This window comes from Streptomyces sp. bgisy159, assembly GCF_965341775.1.
Lineage (GTDB): Bacteria > Actinomycetota > Actinomycetes > Streptomycetales > Streptomycetaceae > Streptomyces.
Genome location: NZ_CBDQZH010000021.1, coordinates 1 through 19945, shown reverse-complemented (window position 1 = coordinate 19945; position 19945 = coordinate 1). Strand labels below are relative to the sequence as shown.

Annotated in this window: 16 protein-coding genes; 6 read left to right on the top strand and 10 right to left on the bottom strand. The window is 72.0% G+C overall.

From position 1 onward, the window contains the following. Positions 1 to 244: 244 nt before the first annotated feature. Positions 245 to 1333, bottom strand: a complete 1089-nt coding sequence (locus ACSLTV_RS20750) for a BMP family lipoprotein (protein ID WP_432157037.1) — start codon at positions 1331 to 1333, stop codon at positions 245 to 247. A gap of 433 nt (positions 1334 to 1766) precedes the next feature. After that, a complete protein-coding gene (locus tag ACSLTV_RS20745) occupies positions 1767 to 3017 on the bottom strand; it encodes a M20 family metallopeptidase (RefSeq protein ID WP_432134838.1) in 1251 nt (416 codons plus the stop codon). A 407-nt stretch (positions 3018 to 3424) separates the two neighbouring features. Between ACSLTV_RS20745 and ACSLTV_RS20740 the strand changes: the two genes are divergently transcribed. After that, positions 3425 to 3736 (top strand): hypothetical protein, encoded by a 312-nt coding sequence (locus ACSLTV_RS20740; RefSeq protein WP_432134649.1) that lies wholly within the window; start codon positions 3425 to 3427, stop codon positions 3734 to 3736. A gap of 258 nt (positions 3737 to 3994) precedes the next feature. Here ACSLTV_RS20740 and ACSLTV_RS20735 read toward each other — a convergent pair whose 3' ends face one another. Next, the gene (locus tag ACSLTV_RS20735) at positions 3995 to 5755 is read right to left on the bottom strand and encodes a cellulase family glycosylhydrolase (protein ID WP_435612628.1); all 1761 of its coding nucleotides are present in this window, start codon (positions 5753 to 5755) and stop codon (positions 3995 to 3997) included. A gap of 171 nt (positions 5756 to 5926) precedes the next feature. Between ACSLTV_RS20735 and ACSLTV_RS20730 the strand changes: the two genes are divergently transcribed. Continuing rightward, on the top strand, positions 5927 to 6415 hold the full coding sequence (locus ACSLTV_RS20730) for a VOC family protein (RefSeq protein WP_432157035.1): 489 nt from the start codon (positions 5927 to 5929) through the stop codon (positions 6413 to 6415). 29 nt (positions 6416 to 6444) lie between these two features. On the opposite strand, the gene ACSLTV_RS20725 is transcribed toward ACSLTV_RS20730, so the two are convergent. The 4 genes from ACSLTV_RS20725 to ACSLTV_RS20710 form a co-directional block, all read right to left on the bottom strand. Further along, on the bottom strand, positions 6445 to 7515 hold the full coding sequence (locus ACSLTV_RS20725) for a hypothetical protein (RefSeq protein WP_432134646.1): 1071 nt from the start codon (positions 7513 to 7515) through the stop codon (positions 6445 to 6447). A 49-nt stretch (positions 7516 to 7564) separates the two neighbouring features. Beyond that, complete coding sequence (locus ACSLTV_RS20720; protein ID WP_432134645.1) at positions 7565 to 8503, bottom strand: N-acetylneuraminate synthase family protein; 939 nt, start codon at positions 8501 to 8503, stop codon at positions 7565 to 7567. Between the two features lie 14 nt (positions 8504 to 8517). Continuing rightward, a complete protein-coding gene (locus tag ACSLTV_RS20715) occupies positions 8518 to 9744 on the bottom strand; it encodes a cytidylyltransferase domain-containing protein (RefSeq protein ID WP_432134644.1) in 1227 nt (408 codons plus the stop codon). A gap of 140 nt (positions 9745 to 9884) precedes the next feature. After that, positions 9885 to 11240, bottom strand: a complete 1356-nt coding sequence (locus ACSLTV_RS20710) for a DUF6716 putative glycosyltransferase (protein ID WP_435612627.1) — start codon at positions 11238 to 11240, stop codon at positions 9885 to 9887. A 197-nt stretch (positions 11241 to 11437) separates the two neighbouring features. Between ACSLTV_RS20710 and ACSLTV_RS20705 the strand changes: the two genes are divergently transcribed. The 4 genes from ACSLTV_RS20705 to ACSLTV_RS20690 all read left to right on the top strand — a co-directional run bounded on the left by ACSLTV_RS20705 (position 11438) and on the right by ACSLTV_RS20690 (position 16780). Beyond that, positions 11438 to 12418 carry a glycosyltransferase family 2 protein gene (locus ACSLTV_RS20705; RefSeq protein ID WP_432134642.1) on the top strand — a complete coding sequence of 327 codons (981 nt, stop codon included), beginning with the start codon at positions 11438 to 11440 and terminating at the stop codon, positions 12416 to 12418. Beyond that, complete coding sequence (locus tag ACSLTV_RS20700; RefSeq protein ID WP_432134641.1) at positions 12418 to 13785, top strand: polysialyltransferase family glycosyltransferase; 1368 nt, start codon at positions 12418 to 12420, stop codon at positions 13783 to 13785. The genes ACSLTV_RS20705 and ACSLTV_RS20700 overlap by 1 nt, the downstream gene beginning before the upstream one ends. A 68-nt stretch (positions 13786 to 13853) precedes the next feature. Further along, entirely contained in the window at positions 13854 to 15023 is a 1170-nt protein-coding gene (locus ACSLTV_RS20695) for an acyltransferase family protein (RefSeq protein ID WP_432134640.1), read from the top strand. After that, positions 15020 to 16780 carry a hypothetical protein gene (locus tag ACSLTV_RS20690; RefSeq protein WP_432134639.1) on the top strand — a complete coding sequence of 587 codons (1761 nt, stop codon included), beginning with the start codon at positions 15020 to 15022 and terminating at the stop codon, positions 16778 to 16780. The genes ACSLTV_RS20695 and ACSLTV_RS20690 overlap by 4 nt, the downstream gene beginning before the upstream one ends. Positions 16781 to 16849: 69 nt before the next feature. Here ACSLTV_RS20690 and ACSLTV_RS20685 read toward each other — a convergent pair whose 3' ends face one another. The 3 genes from ACSLTV_RS20685 to ACSLTV_RS20675 are packed head-to-tail and all read right to left on the bottom strand — an operon-like array spanning position 16850 to position 19549. After that, positions 16850 to 18118 carry an NAD(P)/FAD-dependent oxidoreductase gene (locus tag ACSLTV_RS20685; RefSeq protein WP_432134638.1) on the bottom strand — a complete coding sequence of 423 codons (1269 nt, stop codon included), beginning with the start codon at positions 18116 to 18118 and terminating at the stop codon, positions 16850 to 16852. Then, positions 18115 to 18525 carry a GtrA family protein gene (locus tag ACSLTV_RS20680; RefSeq protein WP_432134637.1) on the bottom strand — a complete coding sequence of 137 codons (411 nt, stop codon included), beginning with the start codon at positions 18523 to 18525 and terminating at the stop codon, positions 18115 to 18117. Before ACSLTV_RS20680 ends, ACSLTV_RS20685 begins: the two co-directional genes overlap by 4 nt. After that, complete coding sequence (locus tag ACSLTV_RS20675; protein WP_432134636.1) at positions 18515 to 19549, bottom strand: glycosyltransferase family 2 protein; 1035 nt, start codon at positions 19547 to 19549, stop codon at positions 18515 to 18517. Before ACSLTV_RS20675 ends, ACSLTV_RS20680 begins: the two co-directional genes overlap by 11 nt. Positions 19550 to 19945: the final 396 nt, after the last annotated feature.

The following is a 19945-nucleotide window of genomic DNA, read 5'->3' as shown; positions in this document are numbered from 1 at the left end:
CGCCGCAGCGTAACGCGCGTAGACCAGACGGAAAAACCCTTCTGTCCGCTCCGTTACCGAGCTGTGGCCACAGTCACTGTCCAGACTACGGACAGCCGTGTGCCCCTCACCGGAGGCAAGGGGCGCACGGCCTGTACGACGCCCGGAGGGCCTAGAGACCGGGCGGAAAAAGTCGTACTTATTGGGGTGTCCTGTGGACGGCCGGGAGGGGCTCCGCCAGGGCGGCGCCCGGCCCCCGGGGGGATCACTTCGTGTTGACGGTGACCTTGCCGTCGATGATGTCCTTCTTGGCCTTGTTCACGGCCTCGACGACCTCGGGCATGGCCTGGTACTTCGGGTTGGAGTCGGCGAACCCGACACCGTCGTTGGAGAGGCTGCCGCGCACCACACCGGTCAGCGGCTTGCCCTCGTGGACCGACTTCGCCAGGTCGTACACCGCGCCGCCGACGTTCTTCAGGGCGGAGCCGAGGATGTAGTCCTTGTACGCGGCCAGCGACGACTGGGAGTACTGGTCGGAGTCGACCCCGATCGCCCACACCTTGCGGGCGGCGGCCTCGCTGATCACGCCCTGGCCGGACAGGCCGGCCGCGTGGTAGATCACGTCGGCGCCGGCGTCGATCTGGCCGGAGGCGCCCGCCTTGCCCTTGTCGGGGCTGGCGAAGCCGCCCTCCTGGGGTGTCTGGGTGAGGTACTGCGACTCGATCTTGATGTTCGGGTCGACCGACTTGGCGCCCTGGACGTAGCCGGCCTCGAACTTGTGGATCAGCGGAATGTCCACGCCGCCGATGAAGCCGATGTGGCCCTTCTTGGACGCCTTGGCCGCGGCCACGCCGGCCAGGTACGAGGCCTGCTCCTCGTGGAAGACCATGTCGGCCACGTTCGCGGCCTCCACGGTCTCGTCGTCGATGATCCCGAAGGTGGTCTTCGGGAACTTGGCGGCGACCTCCTTGACGGCCGGCGCGTAGATGTAGCCGACGCCGATCACCGGGTTGTAGCCCGCCTGGGCCAACTGGGTCAGCCGCTGCACCTTGTCCGCGTCGGACTCGCCGTCCTGCGGCTCGACGTCCCGGCCGCCGATGTGGAACTCCTTGTCGGCCTTCTGGAAGCCGGCGTACGCGGCGTCGTTGAAGGACTGGTCGCCCTTGCCGCCGATGTCGTACGCCAGCCCGATGCCCTTGCCCGAGTACGTGCCGGACCCGTCACTGTCACCGCTCTTCTTCGAGCTGGAGCTGGAGCTGGAGCTGGACTCACCGCAGCCGGCGGCAGCCAGGGCGACGACCGCGACGGCCACCGCCGCCCGGGCGAATCCGGTCCTCCGCGAAATCAGACGCATGGCAAGCACCCCTTCATCCCCACGGCACCGTCGTCCGTCGCCGGCCCGCATCCCCAACCGCCCGCCTCTGGCGGCGATTTCGGCGCACAGTAACGCGCGTAGAAGGGCAGGGGAACGGGGTTCTCCCCGGCCGTTATCGATTCGTGCCGCCCGCGGGTTACAGCCGCCGCACGGCGGTTACGCCGAGGTAACCCAACCCGGCGAAGCCACCCGCACCGGGCCGGCGATGCCACCAGCACCGGGCCGGGCGGGGCCGGGCACATCAAGCCGGGCGGGCGGGGCCGGGCGGGCCGGGCGTGGGTCACCCGCGCCGGGTCTGGCCAAGCCACCTGCACCCGGCCCGGCGGGGCCGGGTGCTGCCCTCCGGGGTCGCCTCGGAAACCCCAGCCGCGTCGGGCCGGGGCAGGCCGGGGCGGGCCGGGGCGGGCCGAGGTCAGGCCGGGCGGGTCGCCGCGTCGACCAGGGCCGCGGCCGTGAACAGCTCCACGCCGACCGTGATCGCCGACTCGTCCGCGTCGAAGTCGCCCTGGTGGAGGTCGCGGACCGTGCGCTCGCCGGGGGTGCGGACGCCGAGGCGGGCCATGGCTCCGGGGACGTGCTGCAGGTACCAGGAGAAGTCCTCGCCGCCCAGGCTCTGCTCGGTGTCCTCGATGGACTCCGGGCCGCGACGGGCGGACATCGCCTCGCGGAGCAGGTCCGTGACCTCGGCGTCGTTGACGACGGGCGGGACCCCTCGGACGTAGTTGATCTCGGACTTGGCGCGGTGCAGGTTGGCGACCTCGTCGATCGCGGCGACCACCATGTCCGGCGCCTGCCGCCAGGCGTCGATGTCCAGGCAGCGGACGGTGCCGGAGAGTTCGGCGTGCTGCGGGATGACGTTGGGCGCGTGGCCGCACTCGACACGGCCCCAGGTGACCGCGAGCCCGCTGCGGGTGTCGACGCGCCGGGAGACCAGCGCGGGCACGTCGGTGACCACCCGGGCCGCCGCCGTGACCAGGTCGGTGGTCAGGTGCGGGCGGGCGGTGTGGCCGCCGGGGCCGTCGAGGGAGATCTCCAGCCGGTCACAGGCGGAGGTGATGGCGCCGACCCGCAGGCCGACCTTCCCCGCGTCGACCCGGGGATCGCAGTGCACGGCCAGGATCCGCCCCACACCGGTCATCGCGCCGGACGCGATCACGTCGGCGGCGCCGCCGGGCAGGACCTCTTCGGCCGGTTGGAAGATCAGCCGGACCGGACGCGGCAGCAGACCCTCGCGGTGCAGCTCGGCGAGGACCAGACCGGCGCCGAGCACGACGGTGGTGTGCACGTCGTGGCCACAGGCGTGCGCGCGGTCCGGCACGGTCGAACGGTACGGACACTCACTCTTCGTGTCCGGGATGGGCAGCGCGTCGATGTCCGCGCGCAACGCGAGGACCGGCACGCCGTCGCCCGCCGCCCCGTCGTCGGCACCGTCGGTACCGATGTCGCAGATGAGTCCGGTGCCCACCGGGAGCACACGCGGCGTGAGCCCCGCCTTCTCCAACCGCTCCTTGATCGCGGCGGTGGTGCGGAACTCCTGGTTGCCGAGCTCGGGATGCATGTGCAGGTCGCGTCGGAACGCGATGAGTTCGGCGCGCAGGGCTTCCGGAAGGGTGCCGGGAAGCAGTGCTTTCGCAGCGGGGTCGGCCTCGGACTCTCGGGACATCAGTTGCTTCACCCTCTGAAGGGTAGGACGCCGAGGCGGTCAACTGACCCACGATCAACAAAACTCCGCCCGATAGGGGAAGAAAAGTTGGCCGCACGGCGCATGGCTACCGTCTGGGGTGGGTAAAATCGCCCGCTCATCGAGCGGGTCGATCATGAATCCACCCGTTTCTCTCTTCCTCACGGATACCACGCCTCGTCCAGGACACGCCGGGGCTGTCCGGTCAACGGGACCGAACCGGGGCCGCGCGGGCCTGCGTGCGGGACCCCGACCCGTACCGACGTACCGCACGCCACCGGCTCTCCGTCGGTGTCCGGACCGTGGCCAGGTCCCGGAAGGGTCACTGCCGGGCGGCGGATCGGACACGGGGAGTGCCCGGCGTCGGGGCGGCGGGCACGGTGGCAGCCATGACGAGTGGTACGGGGGTGGCGGGGGCTCGGGCGGGGGACGTCCTGTGGGCCTGCGGCTGCGGCGAGGAGAACATCCCGGGGTTCCTCGCCCGGGCGGGTCTGTTCGGGACGGCGTTCCTGGTGATCGGGCTGCTGTCCGTCATGGCGCTGGTGGCGGCGGCGCTGGGCGGCGTCCTCTGGCTGGCGGGCCTGCGCCGCCGCCGCGAGGAGGCCCGCCGGGCCCGCCCGGTGCCGCCGGACGAGGTCGCGGAGACGGAGGCGGGGCGGCTGCTGGACGGCTTCGGTTGGTGGGAGGGGGAGCCTCCGTGAGGCCGTGGCGGGGTGCGCACCGGGGGCGAGCCGGGGCGGCCGGGCGCCCCGGACCGGCCGGTTGGCCCAGGGCGGCCAAGTGCTCCGGGCCGGCCCTCGCCCTGGCCCTGTCCCCGACCCCGGCGGTCCCTGGGCGGTCGCTCCCTCCGCTTGGGGCGTTCTGTCCCGCCTCGCGGACCGTCCCTCCTGCCGGAGGCGGCTCGCGTCGGCAGGAGGGGACGGGGCAGCGGCTCGCCGAGGGCCCGCGGCGGCGGCCGGTCAGGCGGTCGTGCAGGTGCTGCCGTTCAGGGTGAAGGCGGCCGGGGCGGTGTTGGTGGCGCCCTTGGTGGCGGTGAAGCCCAGGGTGACCGAGCCGCCGGCGGCGATGGTGCGGGTGTAGGAAGCGGGGGTGACGCTCACGGCGCCGCCGGACTGGGTGGCCGTACCGCCCCACATGTTGGTGACGGTCTGCCCGTCGGTGTAGGCGAAGGCCAGCGTCCAGCCGTCCACGGCGGTCGTGCCGGTGTTGCGGACGACGATCTCGCCCTGGAAGCCGCCGGGCCACTCGCCGACCGCCCGGTAGCCGACCGCACAGGACCCGCCGGGGGCGCCGGCACCGGTGGTGACGGTCACCGCGGCCGAGCGAGCGGAGCGGTTGCCGGCCGCGTCACGGGCGTAGACGGCGAAGCGGTAGGAGGTGGCGGCGGTGAGCCCGGAGACGGTGGCCGTGGTGGCGGTGGTGGTGGCGACGCGGGTCTCCGAGGTGCCGTCGAGGCGGACCACGTCGTAGCCGGTCACGCCAACGTTGTCAGCGGCCGCGGCCCAGGTCAGCGTGGTGGAGGTGGCGGTGACGGCGGACGCGGACGGGGTGCCGGGGGCGGTCGGCGGCTCGGTGTCGTCAGGCGTGCCGCCACCGAAGACGGTGGCCTCGCGGGCGGTCTGCGCGATGCCGTCGGCGCCGTTGAAGATGCGCTGCCCCCAGGAGCTGAGGTCGGTCGGGTCGAAGTCGATCGCGAGGTCGAGGACGGGGTCCGTGTTGCCGCTCCAGGACCAGGCCAGGTAGCCGAGGCCCAGCTGCTCGGCGGTGGCCATCATGGTGTCCTCGTCGGGGTCGCCCCACTGGTCGGCGGGACCGCCGAACTCGCCGATGACGATGGGCAGTCGGGCGGCGACGAAGGCGTTGAGGTAGTCGGTGATCTCCTGGGCGGTGTCGAAGACGCTGTACATGTGGATCGAGAAGAGCAGGTTGCCGGTGGGGTCTGCGGCGTAGACGGATGCGGCGTTGTCCCGCATGACGCCCTGCCAGTCCTGTCCCCAGTTGGGCGCGTCGACCATGATCGTGTGCTGGAAGCCGGCGGCACGCAGCTTCTTGACGGCGGCGGTGGTGGGTGCGGTCCAGCCCGCGGGGTCGGTGTTGCCCCAGGGCTCGTTGCCGATGTTGATGACGATGTAGTCCTCTTCGCCGGCGAGGACGTCCTTCAGGCCGATCCAGTAGTCGGCGGCCTGGTCCAGGGTGCCGGCCGCGGCCTCCTCGCCGTATCCCGTGGTGTCGTGCACCTCCAGGACACAGATCAGCCGGTTGGCCTTGCACTGGCTGACGATGTTCGCGACGTCGGACGGGCTGTCGGCGGCCCAGCGATGGCCGTCGGCGAGGACGACGCGGACGGTGTTGGCGCCGAACGTCTTGATGTCGGCGAGGGACTGCTGGGTGCGGCCCGGGTACCAGGTGTGGGCGTGGTTGACGCCCCGCATGACGAAGTCGTTGCCGTTGCCTTCGACCAGCCGGCCGTCGCTGATGTGCAGGCCGGCGGCGAGGGCGGCGGGCGACTCGGTGGCGTGTGACTCGGTGGCGTGCGACTCGGCGGCGTGTGCGGTGGTCGCGTGCGCGGCGGTCGGACCGGCGGCGAACAGTCCGGCCAGCGCGAGCAGGCCGGTAAGACGGCTCAGCAGGTGTCGGGGTGTTCTCACTGCGGCTCCAGAAGTGAGGTGGGTGTGGGTGTGGGCGGGGTGGGGACGTCCGAGCGATGGGAGCGCTCCCATGGACTCATCTCATCCAGTACACGTCAAGACTGCGTGCGTCCCGGCACCAGGGCGGCGGCCGGCGGAGCGGGCGGCCCGCATCGGCGCTTGCCCTCAACCGGACTTGAGCTTCTAGGTTTCCTTGCACAGCCGCAGGAACCGACCCGCGGCGTCCTTGCAGGGAGATCCGCCGTGACCGAGCACACAGCCCACACCGAGGTCCCCGACCGGTACCGCTATGCCGTGATCCCGCACATCATGCTCGACGACGCCGCCGCGGCGATCGACTTCTACCAGCGGGCGTTCGGCGCTCGTGAGGACTTCCGGATCGACGCTCCGGGCGGCGGGATCCTGCACGCCGAGATCACCGTCGGACGGTCGGTCCTGATGCTGGGCGACGCGAGCGTGGACGAGGCGGAGGCCGCCTCCTTCGCCGCGCCCGCCGCACTGGGCGGCGCCACCTCCGTCACGCTGCATGTCTTCGTGCCGGACGTCGACAGCCTGGCCGCGCGGGCGGAAGCCGCCGGCGCCGAGATCCTCCAGCCGCCGAAGGACATGTTCCACGGTGATCGCACCGTCATTCTCAAGGACCCCTCGGGCCACATGTGGGTGTTCCTGACCCACGTGGAAGACGTCTCGCAGGAGGAGCTTCGGCGCCGCCTCGGTGCTGTGACCGCGTAGGTCCACCGAGTCGGGTCGGCCGGGCCGCCCTACGCCGGCTGCACCCCCACCGACGCCAGCCGGTGGGCATCGCGGGCCGTGTCCGTCACGCCCGACAGGAAGCTTCCGGCGCGCGGCGAGGCGTGGCGGGTGAGCCAGGTGGGGTCGATGTCGCAGACGGCGATGCGGACCTCGGTGCCGGACAGGGCCAGCGGGAGGGTGTGGACGACGGTGGAGGGGAAGCTGAGGACGGTCGAGCCGATGGGGCCGCGGCGGGCGACGAGTTCCAGGGGCAGTTCGGGGCGGACCACCTCCAGGCCGGTCTCCACGGCCAGCCGGTGGAGTTTGTCGGCGCTTTCGCGGCGGTGGGCGAAGTAGCGGGTGGCGCCGTGTGTCCGGGCCAGGGCCCGGACCGCCGCGAGGTAGTGGTCGGCGTCGACGACGCCGGTCTCCACCAGCGAGGTGCCCACCAGGTCGGCGCCCTTGGTGACGCTGGGCGGGCCGAAGCGGGCCCGGGTCCAGGCGAAGGTGTTGCGGGTGACCCGCACCCCCGGCGGGGCCTGGTCGATCGGCATCGAGGAGAAGACCTCCACCTGCCGTTCGCCGCGCGGTGTCAGCCGGCGGCGCGCCGACGCCGACACCGGGGCGAACAGCAGGTCGCGGGGGCCGGGGCGGCCGCCCTTGCGGTGCCAGCGCACCAGGCGTTCGCCGCGGGCGAGCTGGCCGACGAACTCCATGGTCGCCGTGCCGTCGTCCACCACCACCAGCTGCGGGGCGCGGGCGATGGTCAGCAGGAGCTGGACGTAGCGGGAGAACGGGTCGCCCATGACGATCCGCTCCGCCCGGCGCAGTTCGCCCGCCAGCCCGCCTATCGTGCGGAAGGGGGCCGTCGCCCCGCCCCGCGCGTCCTCCCAGCGGACCTTGTGGCCCTGCTCGCGGGCCAGTTCGGCCATCCGGCGCAGCTGGCCGCGGGTCATCGGGTCGACGGGTGCGAGGACCACGAGGGTGAGCCCCGCGCCGGGCAGGTGCGCGTGCGCCCACTCCAGTACGTTCAGCAGCTGTACCGGGCTCTCCACGAAGGCGAGGGTATGGGTGCCGGCGGTCCCGGCGCGGGGGCTCATGGGAGTGCGACCGTCCCGTCGTATGGGGTGAGGGGGGTGGGTGCGGTGGTCAGACGGTGACCGGTTCGCCCGCCGCGGCGGCGATCTCGGCCTCGGCGACGACGCCGGTGACGCGGCGCAGCTTCTTCATCGGGCCGAGCTCGGAGTCGTAGACCTTCTTGACGCCGTCGCCGAGGGACGCCTCGATGGTGCGGATGTCGCGCACCAGGCGGGTCAGGCCCTGCGGTTCGACGGAGGCGGCCTGGTCGGAGCCCCACATCGCGCGGTCGAGGGTGATGTGACGCTCGACGAAGGCGGCGCCCAGGGCCACGGCCGCCAGGGTGGTCTGCAGGCCGGTCTCGTGTCCGGAGTAGCCGATCGGGACGTTCGGGTACTCCTTCTCCAGCGTGTTGATCACGCGGAGGTTCAGCTCCTCGGCCTTCGCCGGGTAGGTGGAGGTGGCGTGGCACATCAGGATGTTGTCGCTGCCGAGGACCTCGACCGCGTGCCGGATCTGCTTCGGGGTGGACATGCCCGTGGAGAGGATGACCGTGCGGCCCGTCGCGCGCAGGGCACGCAGCAGTTCGTCGTCGGTGAGGGAGGCGCTGGCGACCTTGTGGGCGGGCAGGTCGAACTTCTCCAGGAAGGCGACCGCCTCGGTGTCCCACGGGGAGGCGAACCAGTGCAGGCCCTTCTCCTTGCAGTACGCGTCGATCTGCCGGTACTCGTCCTCGCCGAACTCCACGCGGTGGCGGTAGTCGATGTAGGTCATCCGGCCCCAGGGGGTGTCGCGCTCGATGTCCCACTGGTCGCGCGGGGTGCAGATCTCGGGCGTGCGCTTCTGGAACTTGACGGCGTCGCAGCCGGCCTCGGCGGCCGCGTCGATGAGCTTGAACGCGTTCTCCAGCTCACCGTTGTGGTTGATGCCGATCTCGCCGCAGATGTAGACGGGGCGGCCGGGGCCGACCTCGCGCGAACCGAAGTGACGCAGGCGGGAGTTGGTGCTCATGGTGAGGGATGTCCTTACTTGGGGAGGGGGTCGAGAGAGGGTCCGAGGATCCAGCCGGCGATCTCCCGGATCGCGCCGTCGCCGCCGGGGAGGGTGGTGACCGCGCGGGCGGCGCCACGTACGGCGTCGTGGGCGCTCGCGACCGCCACGGGCCAGCCGACGAGGGCGAAGCACGGGAGGTCGTTGACGTCGTTGCCGACGTAGAGCACGCGCTCCGGCGCGATGCCCTGCTCCTCGCACCACTGCTTGAGCGCGAGGTCCTTGCGGTCGACGCCGTGCAGGACCGGGAGCTTCAGCTTCCGGGCGCGGGCGGCGACCACCGGGTTCTGTTCGGTGGACAGGATCAGCAGCTTCAGGCCGCTTCGGCGCAGGGCGGCGATGCCGAGGCCGTCGCCGCGGTGCACGGCGACGAACTCCCGTCCGTCGGAGTCGATCAGCACCCGGTCGTCGGTCTGGGTGCCGTCGAAGTCGAGGACGACCGCGTCGATGTCGTCGGCGGCCGGCAGGGCGCCGGGCCGGCCGGCGTCGAACAGCGGCGCCAGGGCCCGGGCCCGGGCCAGGTCGTGCGGGTCGTCGATCTCCAGGACGCGCGCGGGGTCGGTGCGCACGAGGTCGGTGCGGCCGAAGAAGCGGTGGCCGTGCTTGCGGAAGCCGGCCGCGTCCATGGCGTAGGCGGCGCCGGTCTCCAGGTAGTCCTGGGGGCGGTCCTGGCGCCGGGGGCGGTGCGCCTTGTCGTGGTTGACGCCCGTGCCGCCCTCCGCGTGGGTGTCGGCGTCGGCGTCCCGCCAGACGAAGCCGTGGAAGGGGGCGACGGTGACGGCGCTGTCGGCGTCGCCGCCGGCGACCGCCGCGGCGACGCCGTCGATGTCCTCGCGGACCACGAACGGGCTGGTGCACTGCACCAGCAGCACGACGTCGACCACCTCGCCGTGCAGCGCCTCGTGGGCGTCCAGGGCGTGCAGGACGGCGGCCTCTGAGGTCGCGGTGTCGCCGGCGATGGCGGCGGGCCGCAGCACGACCTCGGCGCCGGCCCGGCGGGCGGCGGCCGCGATGGCCTGGTCGTCGGTGGAGACGACCACGTCGGTGACCAGCCGGGCCGCACGGCACTCCCGGACGGCGCGGGTGACCAGCGGGACGCCGCCGACCGGGGCGAGGTTCTTGGCGGGTACGCCCTTGGAGCCGCCTCGGGCGGGGATCACGGCGAGGATGCGGGGCATCGGGGCCGGGGGGTCGCTCTTCATGGGGGCTCCGTAAGTCGTCGGGCGGCCCGGGAGGGCGGTGTCGTCGTGCGCGTGCGGGTCGTGGCCGGCTGGTCGCGCCCCCGCGGCGGAGCCGCGTGGGGGAACACAGCCCCGGGCCCCTTCTGCCGCCGGTCCGCGGATCACAGCTCGCCCATCCGTCGGATCACCGGCGCCACCCGCTGGACGCCGTGCCGGTAGGCGCCTCGCGCGGCCCGGCGCACGATCTGGCGGACGGGGCCGGGGGCCTTGTCGGCAGCGGGTGCGCCGGGCAGGGGGACGCCGTCCGGGCCCAGGTGGTGGCGTGCGAGGACGCCGGGGAGATAGCCGGGGGCGGTCTCGGCCGTGTAGTACGGGGCGAGCGGGGGCGGGCCCTCGGGGCGGCCGAGCAGTCCGGCGATGCGTTCCCGGGCCGCGTCGAAGGCCGTGGCGTACGTGCCGTCGGCGGCGACCCCCTGCCGGGCCACCCACGCGGTGTCCGCCACCGGCAGGTGCCCGGCGTCGAGCTGGTCCCAGGAGGCGAGGCACCCGGAGCCGACGAAGTGGTGGTTGCCGAGCGCCTCGCGCACCCCGAGGTCGGTGAGGACGACGGTCGGGATACGGCGGTGCAGGGACTCCAGGGCCGCGGTGGAGCTGACCGTGACCATCAGGTCGGTGCGGTCGAGGACGTCGCCCATGTTGCCGTAGACCAGGCGGAAGTTGGGCGGCGGGTCGAGCCGCTGCGCCAGCTTCTGGTACGGCAGCTCCTCGATGTGGGTGGTGTGTTCGCCGGGCCGGGAGCGCAGCTTGAGCAGCACCTCCCGGCCGGGGTGCAGCCGGGCGTGCCGGACCAGCCGCTCCAGCAGGTAGGTACGGTCGCGGCGGGTGTCGGGGACGGAGGGCTGGGCGGCGAACACCACGGTGTAGGGCCGCTGCCCCCGCGGCGCGGACGGGTCGGGCGCGCCGGGGTAGGGCTCGCCGCCGAGGAAGGGCAGGGCCACCTCGGTCACCGCGGACGCGTCGGCGCCCACTCCCTCGTAGACCGCGCGGAACCGTTCGGCGTCCTGGCGGGAGTTGGCGAGGACGAGGTCGGCGCCGTGCCGCAGCAGGAGGCCGTCGGTGAGCTTCTCGTAGACGACGCCGACGTAGCCGGTGACGACCACCGGGCGCCGGTCGCGGCCCCGCCAGGCGTGGGCCAGGCCGTGCAGCATGGCCTGTACCCCGCCGCCGACCAGCGCGAGGACGACGACGTCGTACTCCTGCCGTTCCATCACCCGCAGGAACTCCACGGCCGTGACCTCGCGCAGGGAGTCGGCGCGCACGCCGACCTCGGCCAGCTGGCGCGGGGTGGGGGTGGCCCGGCCTCGCAGCAGGAACCCGTCCGGGGCGGGGGCGGTCGGCGCGTCGCCGGGGGCGATGCGGGCGGCGGTGAGGGCACCCCACTTCCAGCGGGTGTCGGAGTCCGCGAGGACCGCGATCCGCGGGGGCGTCGTATTGCTCGGCGGCTTACTCGGTGGCACGGCGAAGACGCTAGAAAGGGAAATCCAGTCGCGCGCCAACCTGAAGTCAACAGTGAGTTAACAACACATCTCCTGTTGCCGAATCGGCCGGAGTACGGCCGGAAAGTAGGTGTGATGCACTGTTCCGACACGTCGAGTTCACTCCGCGGTCCCCTTCGGGATACATGCGGCGTCATGACACGTCCTAGTGTTTCCGCGTGCCAAAGCTCTCCGTCATCGTGCCGTTCTACAACGTGCAGCAATACGCGCCCGACACCCTCGTGAGCCTGCGTGCGAACGCGCGTGAGGACTTCGAGTTCATCCTGGTCGACGACTGCTCGACCGACGCGACCCCGGACATCCTGGCGCGCGCGGAGCGCGAGCTGCCGGGCGCGGTGGTGGTCAGACACGACAGGAACGGGGGGCTGGCGACCGCCCGCAACACCGGCATCGACAGGGCGAGCGGCGAGTACCTGACGTTCCTGGACGGCGACGACTGGCTGAGCGCGGGCTACTACGAGCGACTCCTGGCCGCCATCGAGGAGTTGGGCTGCGACTTCGTGCGCACCGACCATGTGCAGTGCACCGGCCGGGCGCGCAGCGTGCGGCGGGTTCCGCACGGCCGGCGCGGGACGGTGCTGAACCCCAGGGAGGCGATCCTGCCCGCCGACCGGTCCACCTCGGTGGACTACCCCTACGCCTGGGCGGGCGTCTACCACCGGCGGCTGGTCGACCGCGGGCTGCTGCACTTCACCGACGGGCTGCGCACGGCCGAGGACCGGCCCTGGATCTGGAAACTCCACCGGGAGGCGGAATCCTTCGGCGTGGTCGGCCTGCTCGGTGTGCATTACCGGCGGGGGGTCGCCTCGTCCCTGACCCAGATCGGTGATGTCCGCCAACTGGATTTCATTCGCGCTTTCGACCAGGTGGTCGAGGAAACGGCCCGCGACCGCGAGGCCGACGTACTGCTGCCCAAAGCGGTGCGCACCTACTGCGCCATCATCACGCATCACCTCGATTCGATCGAGAGGTTCGAACCAGCCGTGGCCCGGAAACTGCGGACGCTGTCCGCCGCCGCCCTGAAGAGAATGCCGCAGGACGTGCTCGCGGACGTCATGGAGTCGATGGACCTGGAGCGGGCGAGCCTGCTGCGCCGGGTGCGCCGTCGGCCGGTCGCGTCGCGGACGGTGGCCGCCTGATGGCCCGTACGACCCGGATCTTCTGCGTCTCGACCCTGTACGGCGCCGCCACCCTGGCAGCCGCCCTCGACGCCGGGCTTTTCGAGCCGACGGACCGCCGGCTGCTGGTGGTCCTCAACACGGCGGCCACCCCGGAGATCACGCCGTCCGTCGACACCATGCCCGGTTTCGACCGCATTCGGGAGCGCTTCGACGAGGTGGTGTCCTGGAACGAGGCCATCGCCCCGTTCCACCCGAGCGGCTGGAGCCCCCGCGGCGACGACATCCCGCTGTGGGAGCGGTACGTGCGCCTGCTGTGGAACCTCGGCGACGACGAGGTCCGGCTGGTGGTGGAGTCCATCCAGGTCAACCCGTCGCTGGCGGTGTGCCAGATCTTCACCGGCGCTCCGGTCGACGTCTACGCCGACGGACTGATGAGCTACGGCCCCACCCGCAACAAGATCGATCCGCTGGTCGGCACCCGGATCGACCGGCTGCTCCACCTCGACCTGGTGCCGGGCCTGACCCCGCTGCTGCTCACCGAGTTCGGGGTGCCGCCGGTCCTGGTGCCGACCGAGGCCTTCCTGAAGGTGCTGGGCGAACTGGCCGAGGAGGAGCGGGAGCTGACGGCGCCCGAGCGGCGTCCCGCGCTGCTGCTCGGGCAGTACCTGTCGGCGCTCGACATCATCGGCGACGCCGAGGAGGAGCGGCTGCACCTGGACATGGTGCGCGGCGCGGTGGCGCTCGGGCACACCTCGATCGTCTTCAAGCCGCACCCGCTGGCCCCGGCCCGCTGGTCGCGGCTGCTGGAGGAGGAGGCGCGGAAGCTGGGCGCCGACCTCACCCTGCTGGAGCGGCCGGTGCTCGCCGAGGTCGCCTGTCTGCGGCTGCGGCCCGCGCTGGTGGCCGGCTGCTTCTCCACCGCGCTGTTCACCGCCGCCGGGTTCCACGGGCTGCCCGTGGCGCGGACGGGCACCGAGTCCGTGCTGGCCGCGCTCACGCCGTACCAGAACAGCAACCGGGTGCCGCTGACCATCGTGGACGCGCTGCTGCCCGACCTGGCGGACCGGGCGGCGGTGGAGGGCTGGGCCATGCCGTCGCGGGAGCGGGTGGCGGAGCTGTCCGCTCTGCTGAGGGCGGTCGGGTTCGCGATGCAGCCGCAGATCCACCCCGGGCTGCGGGGCGAGGCGGAGCGTTTCCTCTCCGCCCACCTCGACCAGCGCACCTGGCGCTACTTCAAGCGCCGCCGCCTGGCGTCCCTGGCCCTCCCCGGCGCCGTACCGGCCCAGCTCGCCTTCATCCCCCGCAACGCGGCGGTACGGCGGCTGGCGCGCCGGGCGCGGGCGATGAAGCGGGCGGCGACCAAGCGGGCGGCCGCGAAGCGGTAGTCCGCGAGGAAGCCCCCTCCCTCAGCAGGTACCCACCTCTCTCGACGTCCCACGGGAAGGCCCCCAGGATGAGCGCGGCTGAGCAGGCCACGGCACCGATACCCGAACCGGCGCCCCGGCCGGACCTCCCGCCGCCCGGCCCACCCGCCGTGCGGCCCCGGCGGGAGAGCAGGCTGCGCGCCCTGGACGGGCTGCGGCTGGTCGCGGCCCTGATGGTCTGCCTCTACCACTACACCGGCCGGGGCGGCGAGATCTCCGACTCCTGGCACCAGTCCCCCGCCGTGAAGTTCCCGACGCTGTCGCAGTTCACCACGTACGGGCCGCTCGGCGTGCAGTTCTTCTTCGTGATCAGCGGGTTCGTGATCTGCATGAGCAGCTGGGGCCGGAGCATGGGCGACTTCTTCCGCTCCCGGGTCTCCCGGCTGTACCCGGCGTACTGGGCGGCACTGGTGCTGGTCACGGTGGCCTGTGTCGTCCTGCCGGTGGTCCAGAAGCCGCTGCGCTCGGACGAGCTGCTGGTCAACCTCACCATGCTGCAGCAGCCGATGGGCGTGCCCCGGGTGCTGGGGGTGGACTGGACGCTGTGGGTGGAGGCCCGCTTCTACGTGCTGTTCGCGCTGTTCGTGGTGTGGCGGGGCGTCACCTACCGGCGCGTGGTGCTGTTCTGCTGCCTGTGGACGGTGGCGGGGCTGTTCGCCTCGGTCGCCGACCATCCGCTGGCCGAGGAGCTGGCGATGCCCGCGTACGCGCCGTACTTCGTCGGCGGCCTCGCCCTGTACCTGATCCACCGCTGCGGCAGCGACCCGCTGCTGTGGGGCATCGTGGCGGTCAGCTATCTGCTGGGCCAGCGGTACGCCGTCAGGGGCCTGTGGCATCCCGGCGCGCACGGCGACTTCCACCGCAGTCCGTACGTCGTCCAGCTGATCGTCCTCGCCGCCTTCGCGGCCGTCGCCGCGGTCGCGCTGGGCTGGACGGGCCGGGCCAACTGGCGCTGGCTGACGGTGGCCGGGGCGCTGACCTACCCCTTCTATCTGATCCACGAGCACCTGGGCTGGTTCTTCGTGCGGGTCCTGCACCGCCGACTCGGACTCGACGCCTACCCGACGCTCGCCGTCACGGTGCTGTCCATGCTGGCGATCGCCTGGCTGCTGTACCGCTTCGTGGAGAAGCCCTTCGGCCCCCGGCTCCGGCGCGCGCTGGCCGTTCGCCGGGACACGGAACTCCAGGTGACCACATGACGACCCCGACGACGCGGCAATCCTCCGCGACCGACTCCCGCGACCTGTTGCCGCATTCGCCACGAGGGGCGGATTTCCGCCGTTCGCGCCTCACCTCCCCCGCCGGGTGGACGACGGCCCTCGTCACCGCGGGGCTGCTGCTCCACATCACTCTGACGGCGGGTGTCTTTCTCGACATCCGCTATGTGCTCGCCGCGTTGCGCACCACGGGGGAGAGCGGCTTCTCCCCGTCCGAGGTGTTCGCCCACCGGCCTTTCTTCTACCGGTGGCTGATCGCCGGGCTGGACGCCGTCACCTTCGGCTCGTTCGCGGTGAGCGAAGCCCTGATGCGGCTGGTCGGCCTGGTGCTGTGCGCGGCGGCCGGCCTGCTGCTGTGGCGGGCCCTGCGCCGGCGCCTGCCCGAGCGCGACGCGCTGCTCGTCGCGGCTCCGGTCGCCCTCACTCTCGCCTTCGCGCCCGTCATCGACTACCTGCAGCCGGAGTGGTTCGCGATCGTCTTCGCGGTGGTGGCCGTCGCCGCCGCGCTGGGCGTCCGCGACCGGTGGCGGGCGGTCGCCCTGGCCGCGCTGCCCCTCGGTCTGGCCGTCCTGCTGAAGTACTCCACGGCGGGCACGGCCGCGATGGCGCTGCTCGTGGTCTTCGCCGTGGACCGGGTCCGGGCGCTGCTGCTGGCCGCCGCCACCGCCGTCGCCACCGGTCTGCTGTTCGGGATCAGCGTCTGGTCGGGTTCGCGCGAGCTGCAGTGGGTGCGCGACATGCCGCACATCAACGTCCACCAGCTGGGCGGCGCCGAGCCGGTCGTCGTTTCCGACCTCCTTCAGCGGACCGCCCAGTACGTGGGCGACCGGATCGTCCTGACGCCCGTGCTCGGGCTGCTGCCGGGAGCGCTGCTGCTGTTCGCGGTCACCCTCGGCTCCCGCCGGCAGCGCGTCGAGGCGGTCGTCGTCACCGCGCTGCTGGTCGTCGTCGGCCTGGGCGTCGTGATGTACCAGGGGAACTTCTTCGCGTACCACGGGGAGTCCCTGCCGGTGGTGGCCGCCGCGCTCACCGGTCTCGCGGTCGGCCGCTGGTACGGCGCGTACCGCCGCCCGCCGCTGTGCCTGACCGCGCTCGCCCTGGTGCTCGGGGCGCTCACCCCGCTGATCTTCCTGGTCCGCGAGGACGTGTACACGGTCGACCTGGCCTGGTACGCGTGCGCCGCGTCCCTCGCCGCCGCGCTGGTCGACATGCGGCTCGCGCGGGCCCCCCGCCGGCCGCGCACCCCGCGCGTCCCGGTCGCCCTGACGGGGCTCGCGCTCGTCGTGTGCCTGGCGGCGACCGTGTGGCCGTCGTCCGGGGTACGGGTGGTGCAGGGCCACCTCGTCACCACCAACGCCGAGCTGAAGGAGCAGGCCGAGGCCGCGCGGGCCGCCGGCGAGCAGGTGGCGGCCGAGCTGCCGGAGGACGCCGAGGTGCTGTATCTGGCGTTCGGGCTGCAGGCGTACTACGTCGGTCATCCGACCGGCTGCCGTTACCCCTTCCCCACCTTCCTGAGCGTCACCAAGCGGCTCCCCGAGGTCGCCGGCCTCACCTCGACCCGGGAGAACGTGCGCTGCGTCACCCAGGAGCACCCGGCCGAGTACATGGTCTACCAGCCGGGCTGGATGTCCCTCGCGGTGGTCGACCCGGAGATCGCCGACGACATCCGGCGCACCTACGCGTGCCCCAGGCCGGAGGGCCGGCAGCTGGTGGTGTGCACCCTGCGCCACCGCGGCTGACCGCCGCGCGCGGAAGGGGCCCCGGGAATTCGCCGTTCCGGGGCCCCTTCCGCGCGTGAGCCGGACGGGTCAGGCCGCGCCCGCGATCCGTGCCGCCTTGTGGCCGAGCTCCACCGAGTAGCTCTGACCGCGGTCCTGCGGGTAGATCTGGGCCATCGTCGCCAGCGTCACCCGGCTCAGGTGGGTGTGGTGGCCCGGGATCAGCGCCTTGTACCCGGGGGTGACCACCGGCTGGGCGAACGGGGCCCGGGAGAAGTGCCAGTCCTGGATCCAGGTGCGCTCGAAGGCCGGGTTCAGCCGCTTCAGGTACGGCAGGTAGCGGTCGAGCAGCTCGGCCGGGGCGGTGGTGAAGCGCCAGTCGTCGCGCTCCACGTAGTTGCCGACGTAGAGGATGTGCCGGCCGCCGTACTGCGCCGGGTCGATCATCTTCGTGTGCTCGACGACCGCCAGGAACGGGAAGTCCGGCTCGTTGATGTTGAGCCAGTAGTACGGGATCGCGCTGCGGTCCAGTTCGAGGACGAAGCAGGTCGCGCCCAGGTACTGGTTGCGCCGGACCGTGTCGTCGGCGGGCGCGTCGGCGGCCTGGGCGAAGGCCGGCTGCGGCGTCGTCACGATCAGGTGGTCGAAGGTGTACGCGGCCCCGTCGGCGGTGCGCACGGTGACCGGACCGTGGGCGCCCTCCTGCCGGATGGTCTCCATCCGCTTGCCGAACTCGACCTTGCCGCCGCGCTCGGCGATCCGGTCCCGCAGGGCGGCGTACACCCGCTCGAACCCGCCGTCCAGATAGCCGAGTTCGAAGGTGCGGCAGTGCACGCGCGCCCACAGCCAGGCCATCGACACCTGGTCGGCGCGGTCGCCGAACTTGCCGCGCAGCAGCGGCTCCCACACGGCTTCGGTGGCCCGCCGCCCGGCCCACTTGTTCAGCCAGCTCAGCGCGGTGCGGTCGTTGAACCGCTCCCCGTCGCGCACGAGTTTCAGCACCGCCGACGACAGACCGAAGCGGACGCCGGCGGGCAGGCCGTACAGCGGGGAGGTCAGCATCTGGAGGGGGGTGCTGAAGGGGTGCATGCGGCCGTCGCGGTAGACGCCGGTGGTGGTCTTGTGGAAACGCAGGTCGCCGCCGAGGCCCAGTTCCTCGATCAGCTCGATCATCTGCCGGTCGCTGCGGAAGATGTGGTGGTAGTAGCGCTCCAGCGGCACCCCGCCGACGGTGATCGACGCGGCGAGTCCGCCCAGTTCGTCGGCGGCCTCCAGGACGGTCACCGAATGACCGCGCTTGACCGCGTCGTAGGCGGCGGTCAGGCCGGTCGCTCCCGCGCCGATGACGCCGAGATTCATGCGAAGCTCCACTTTCTGTTGAGCGCGAACTGGAAGAGCAGCACCAGCGGCAGCGAGCCGGCCTTCACCAGGTTCGGATCGATGCCGAGGCCCCGGGAGAACACCGCGAGCAGGACGAAGGTCAGGGCGATGCCGGTCAGCCCGACGGCGTAGAAGCGCAGGTAGCGGATCAGCAGGCGGTCGCGCTTGCTGAAGGTGAACAGGGCGTTCAGGACGAAGTTGTTGGTGATGCCGAGGCTGGTGGACAGCACGTTGGCCACCTGTTCGTGCATCCCGGCCACGTTGTAGAGCAGCAGGAACGCGCCCAGGTCGAGCAGGACTCCGCTGCCGCCGACCAGGGCGTACGTGACCAGCTGACGGAGGTCCCGGCCGCGGCTGCCGGTGCTCTCGACGGTGTCAGTCGCCATGGCCGCCGGCGCCGCCCGGGCCGCTGCCGGCCGGTGCGGCGTGCGAGATGACCTGCCGGACCGTGTACAGCGGGCGGCCCTGCACCTCCGCGTAGGTGCGGCCGATGTAGCTGCCGAGCACGCCCAGCGACAGCATCTGCACGCCGCCGAGGAAGAGCACGACGACCATCAGCATCGTCCATCCGGAGACCGTGATGTCGGGCCGCAGGACCTTCATGGCGAGCGCGTAGACGATGCCGGCCAGGGACAGCGCGAGCACCGCGAAGCCCAGCTTGGTGATCATCCGCAGGGGTGCGGTGGAGAAGCCGGTCAGGCCGTCGATGGCGAGGCGGGCCATCTTCTTCAGGGGGTACTTGGTCTCCCCCGCGAACCGCTCGTCACGGTCGAAGTGCACCTCGCTCTGGCGGAAGCCCATCGAGGCGACCATGCCGCGCACGAACCGGCTGCGCTCGCGGAAGCGCCGCAGCTCGTCGGCGGCGCGGCGGTCCATGAGCCGGAAGTCGCCGGTGTCCACCGGGATGTCGACGTCGGTGGAGGAGCGCAGCAGGCGGTAGAAGGCGTGCGCGGTGGTCTTCTTGAAGAAGGTGTCCTGCCGGCTGCGCCGGCGGGCATGCACGATCTCCGCGCCGTCCCGCCAGGCGTCGATCAGTTCCAGGCTGACCCTGGGCGGGTCCTGCAGGTCGGTGTCCATGACGATCACGGCGTCGCCGTGTGCCTCGTCGATCCCGGCGGTGATGGCCATCTGGTGACCGAAGTTGCGGGCGAAGTCGATGACCCGGACGCGCCGGTCGTTCTTCGCGATGTCTTCCAGAATGGCCAGCGTGCCGTCGGCGGATCCGTCGTTGACGTACACCAACTCATAGGCGAACTCGGGGCGCTCGCTCAGGGCGGTGACGAGTTCCTCGTGGAAATGGCGGATCCCGTCCTGTTCGTTGAAGACGGGCAATACATATGAGACGAGCGCGGCGCCACCACGCTGGCGGGGCAGAACAGACCCTCGCGCCCGGCTGGATATGTCTGGCATTGGTTGAAGGTATGGGCGCGACGTGAACCGGCTGTAAACGCCCGGAGTCATATGTCCGACGGCAGGAGAAGCACCCGCGTGAACAACCGCATTACCTTCCTCGCCGCCGCCTTCACCGATCGGCCAGAATTTCCCCGCTGTTCACCTGATCGCCGATTCGGACGGTGCGCCGCGGGAAGAGACTGAGGATTTCCCTGAATGTCCATCACACGAGGAAGTGCTCACTTCTCATGAGCGATCCGCACGACGCGATGCGACCACCCCTCCGGCTCGATGACGTCCCGGGCTGGTTCCCCGTGCTCGACCAGGTGCTCTTCGACTGGGTCCTGGACCGTCAGGAAGCCGCCGGGGTGCGGGGCGACCTGCTGGAGGTCGGCGTCTACGTGACTCCTCCAC

What these genes read in the sequence shown, in the direction of transcription:
- ACSLTV_RS20750 (WP_432157037.1), bottom strand. Translation starts at nt 1,333, where the DNA reads ATGCGTCTGATTTCGCGGAGGACCGGATTCGCCCGGGCGGCGGTGGCC.
- ACSLTV_RS20745 (WP_432134838.1), bottom strand. Translation starts at nt 3,017, where the DNA reads ATGTCCCGAGAGTCCGAGGCCGACCCCGCTGCGAAAGCACTGCTTCCC.
- ACSLTV_RS20740 (WP_432134649.1), top strand. Translation starts at nt 3,425, where the DNA reads ATGACGAGTGGTACGGGGGTGGCGGGGGCTCGGGCGGGGGACGTCCTG.
- ACSLTV_RS20735 (WP_435612628.1), bottom strand. Translation starts at nt 5,755, where the DNA reads ATGGGAGCGCTCCCATCGCTCGGACGTCCCCACCCCGCCCACACCCAC.
- ACSLTV_RS20725 (WP_432134646.1), bottom strand. Translation starts at nt 7,515, where the DNA reads ATGAGCCCCCGCGCCGGGACCGCCGGCACCCATACCCTCGCCTTCGTG.
- ACSLTV_RS20720 (WP_432134645.1), bottom strand. Translation starts at nt 8,503, where the DNA reads ATGAGCACCAACTCCCGCCTGCGTCACTTCGGTTCGCGCGAGGTCGGC.
- ACSLTV_RS20715 (WP_432134644.1), bottom strand. Translation starts at nt 9,744, where the DNA reads ATGAAGAGCGACCCCCCGGCCCCGATGCCCCGCATCCTCGCCGTGATC.
- ACSLTV_RS20700 (WP_432134641.1), top strand. Translation starts at nt 12,418, where the DNA reads ATGGCCCGTACGACCCGGATCTTCTGCGTCTCGACCCTGTACGGCGCC.
- ACSLTV_RS20695 (WP_432134640.1), top strand. Translation starts at nt 13,854, where the DNA reads ATGAGCGCGGCTGAGCAGGCCACGGCACCGATACCCGAACCGGCGCCC.
- ACSLTV_RS20690 (WP_432134639.1), top strand. Translation starts at nt 15,020, where the DNA reads ATGACGACCCCGACGACGCGGCAATCCTCCGCGACCGACTCCCGCGAC.
- ACSLTV_RS20685 (WP_432134638.1), bottom strand. Translation starts at nt 18,118, where the DNA reads ATGAATCTCGGCGTCATCGGCGCGGGAGCGACCGGCCTGACCGCCGCC.
- ACSLTV_RS20680 (WP_432134637.1), bottom strand. Translation starts at nt 18,525, where the DNA reads ATGGCGACTGACACCGTCGAGAGCACCGGCAGCCGCGGCCGGGACCTC.
- ACSLTV_RS20675 (WP_432134636.1), bottom strand. Translation starts at nt 19,549, where the DNA reads ATGCCAGACATATCCAGCCGGGCGCGAGGGTCTGTTCTGCCCCGCCAG.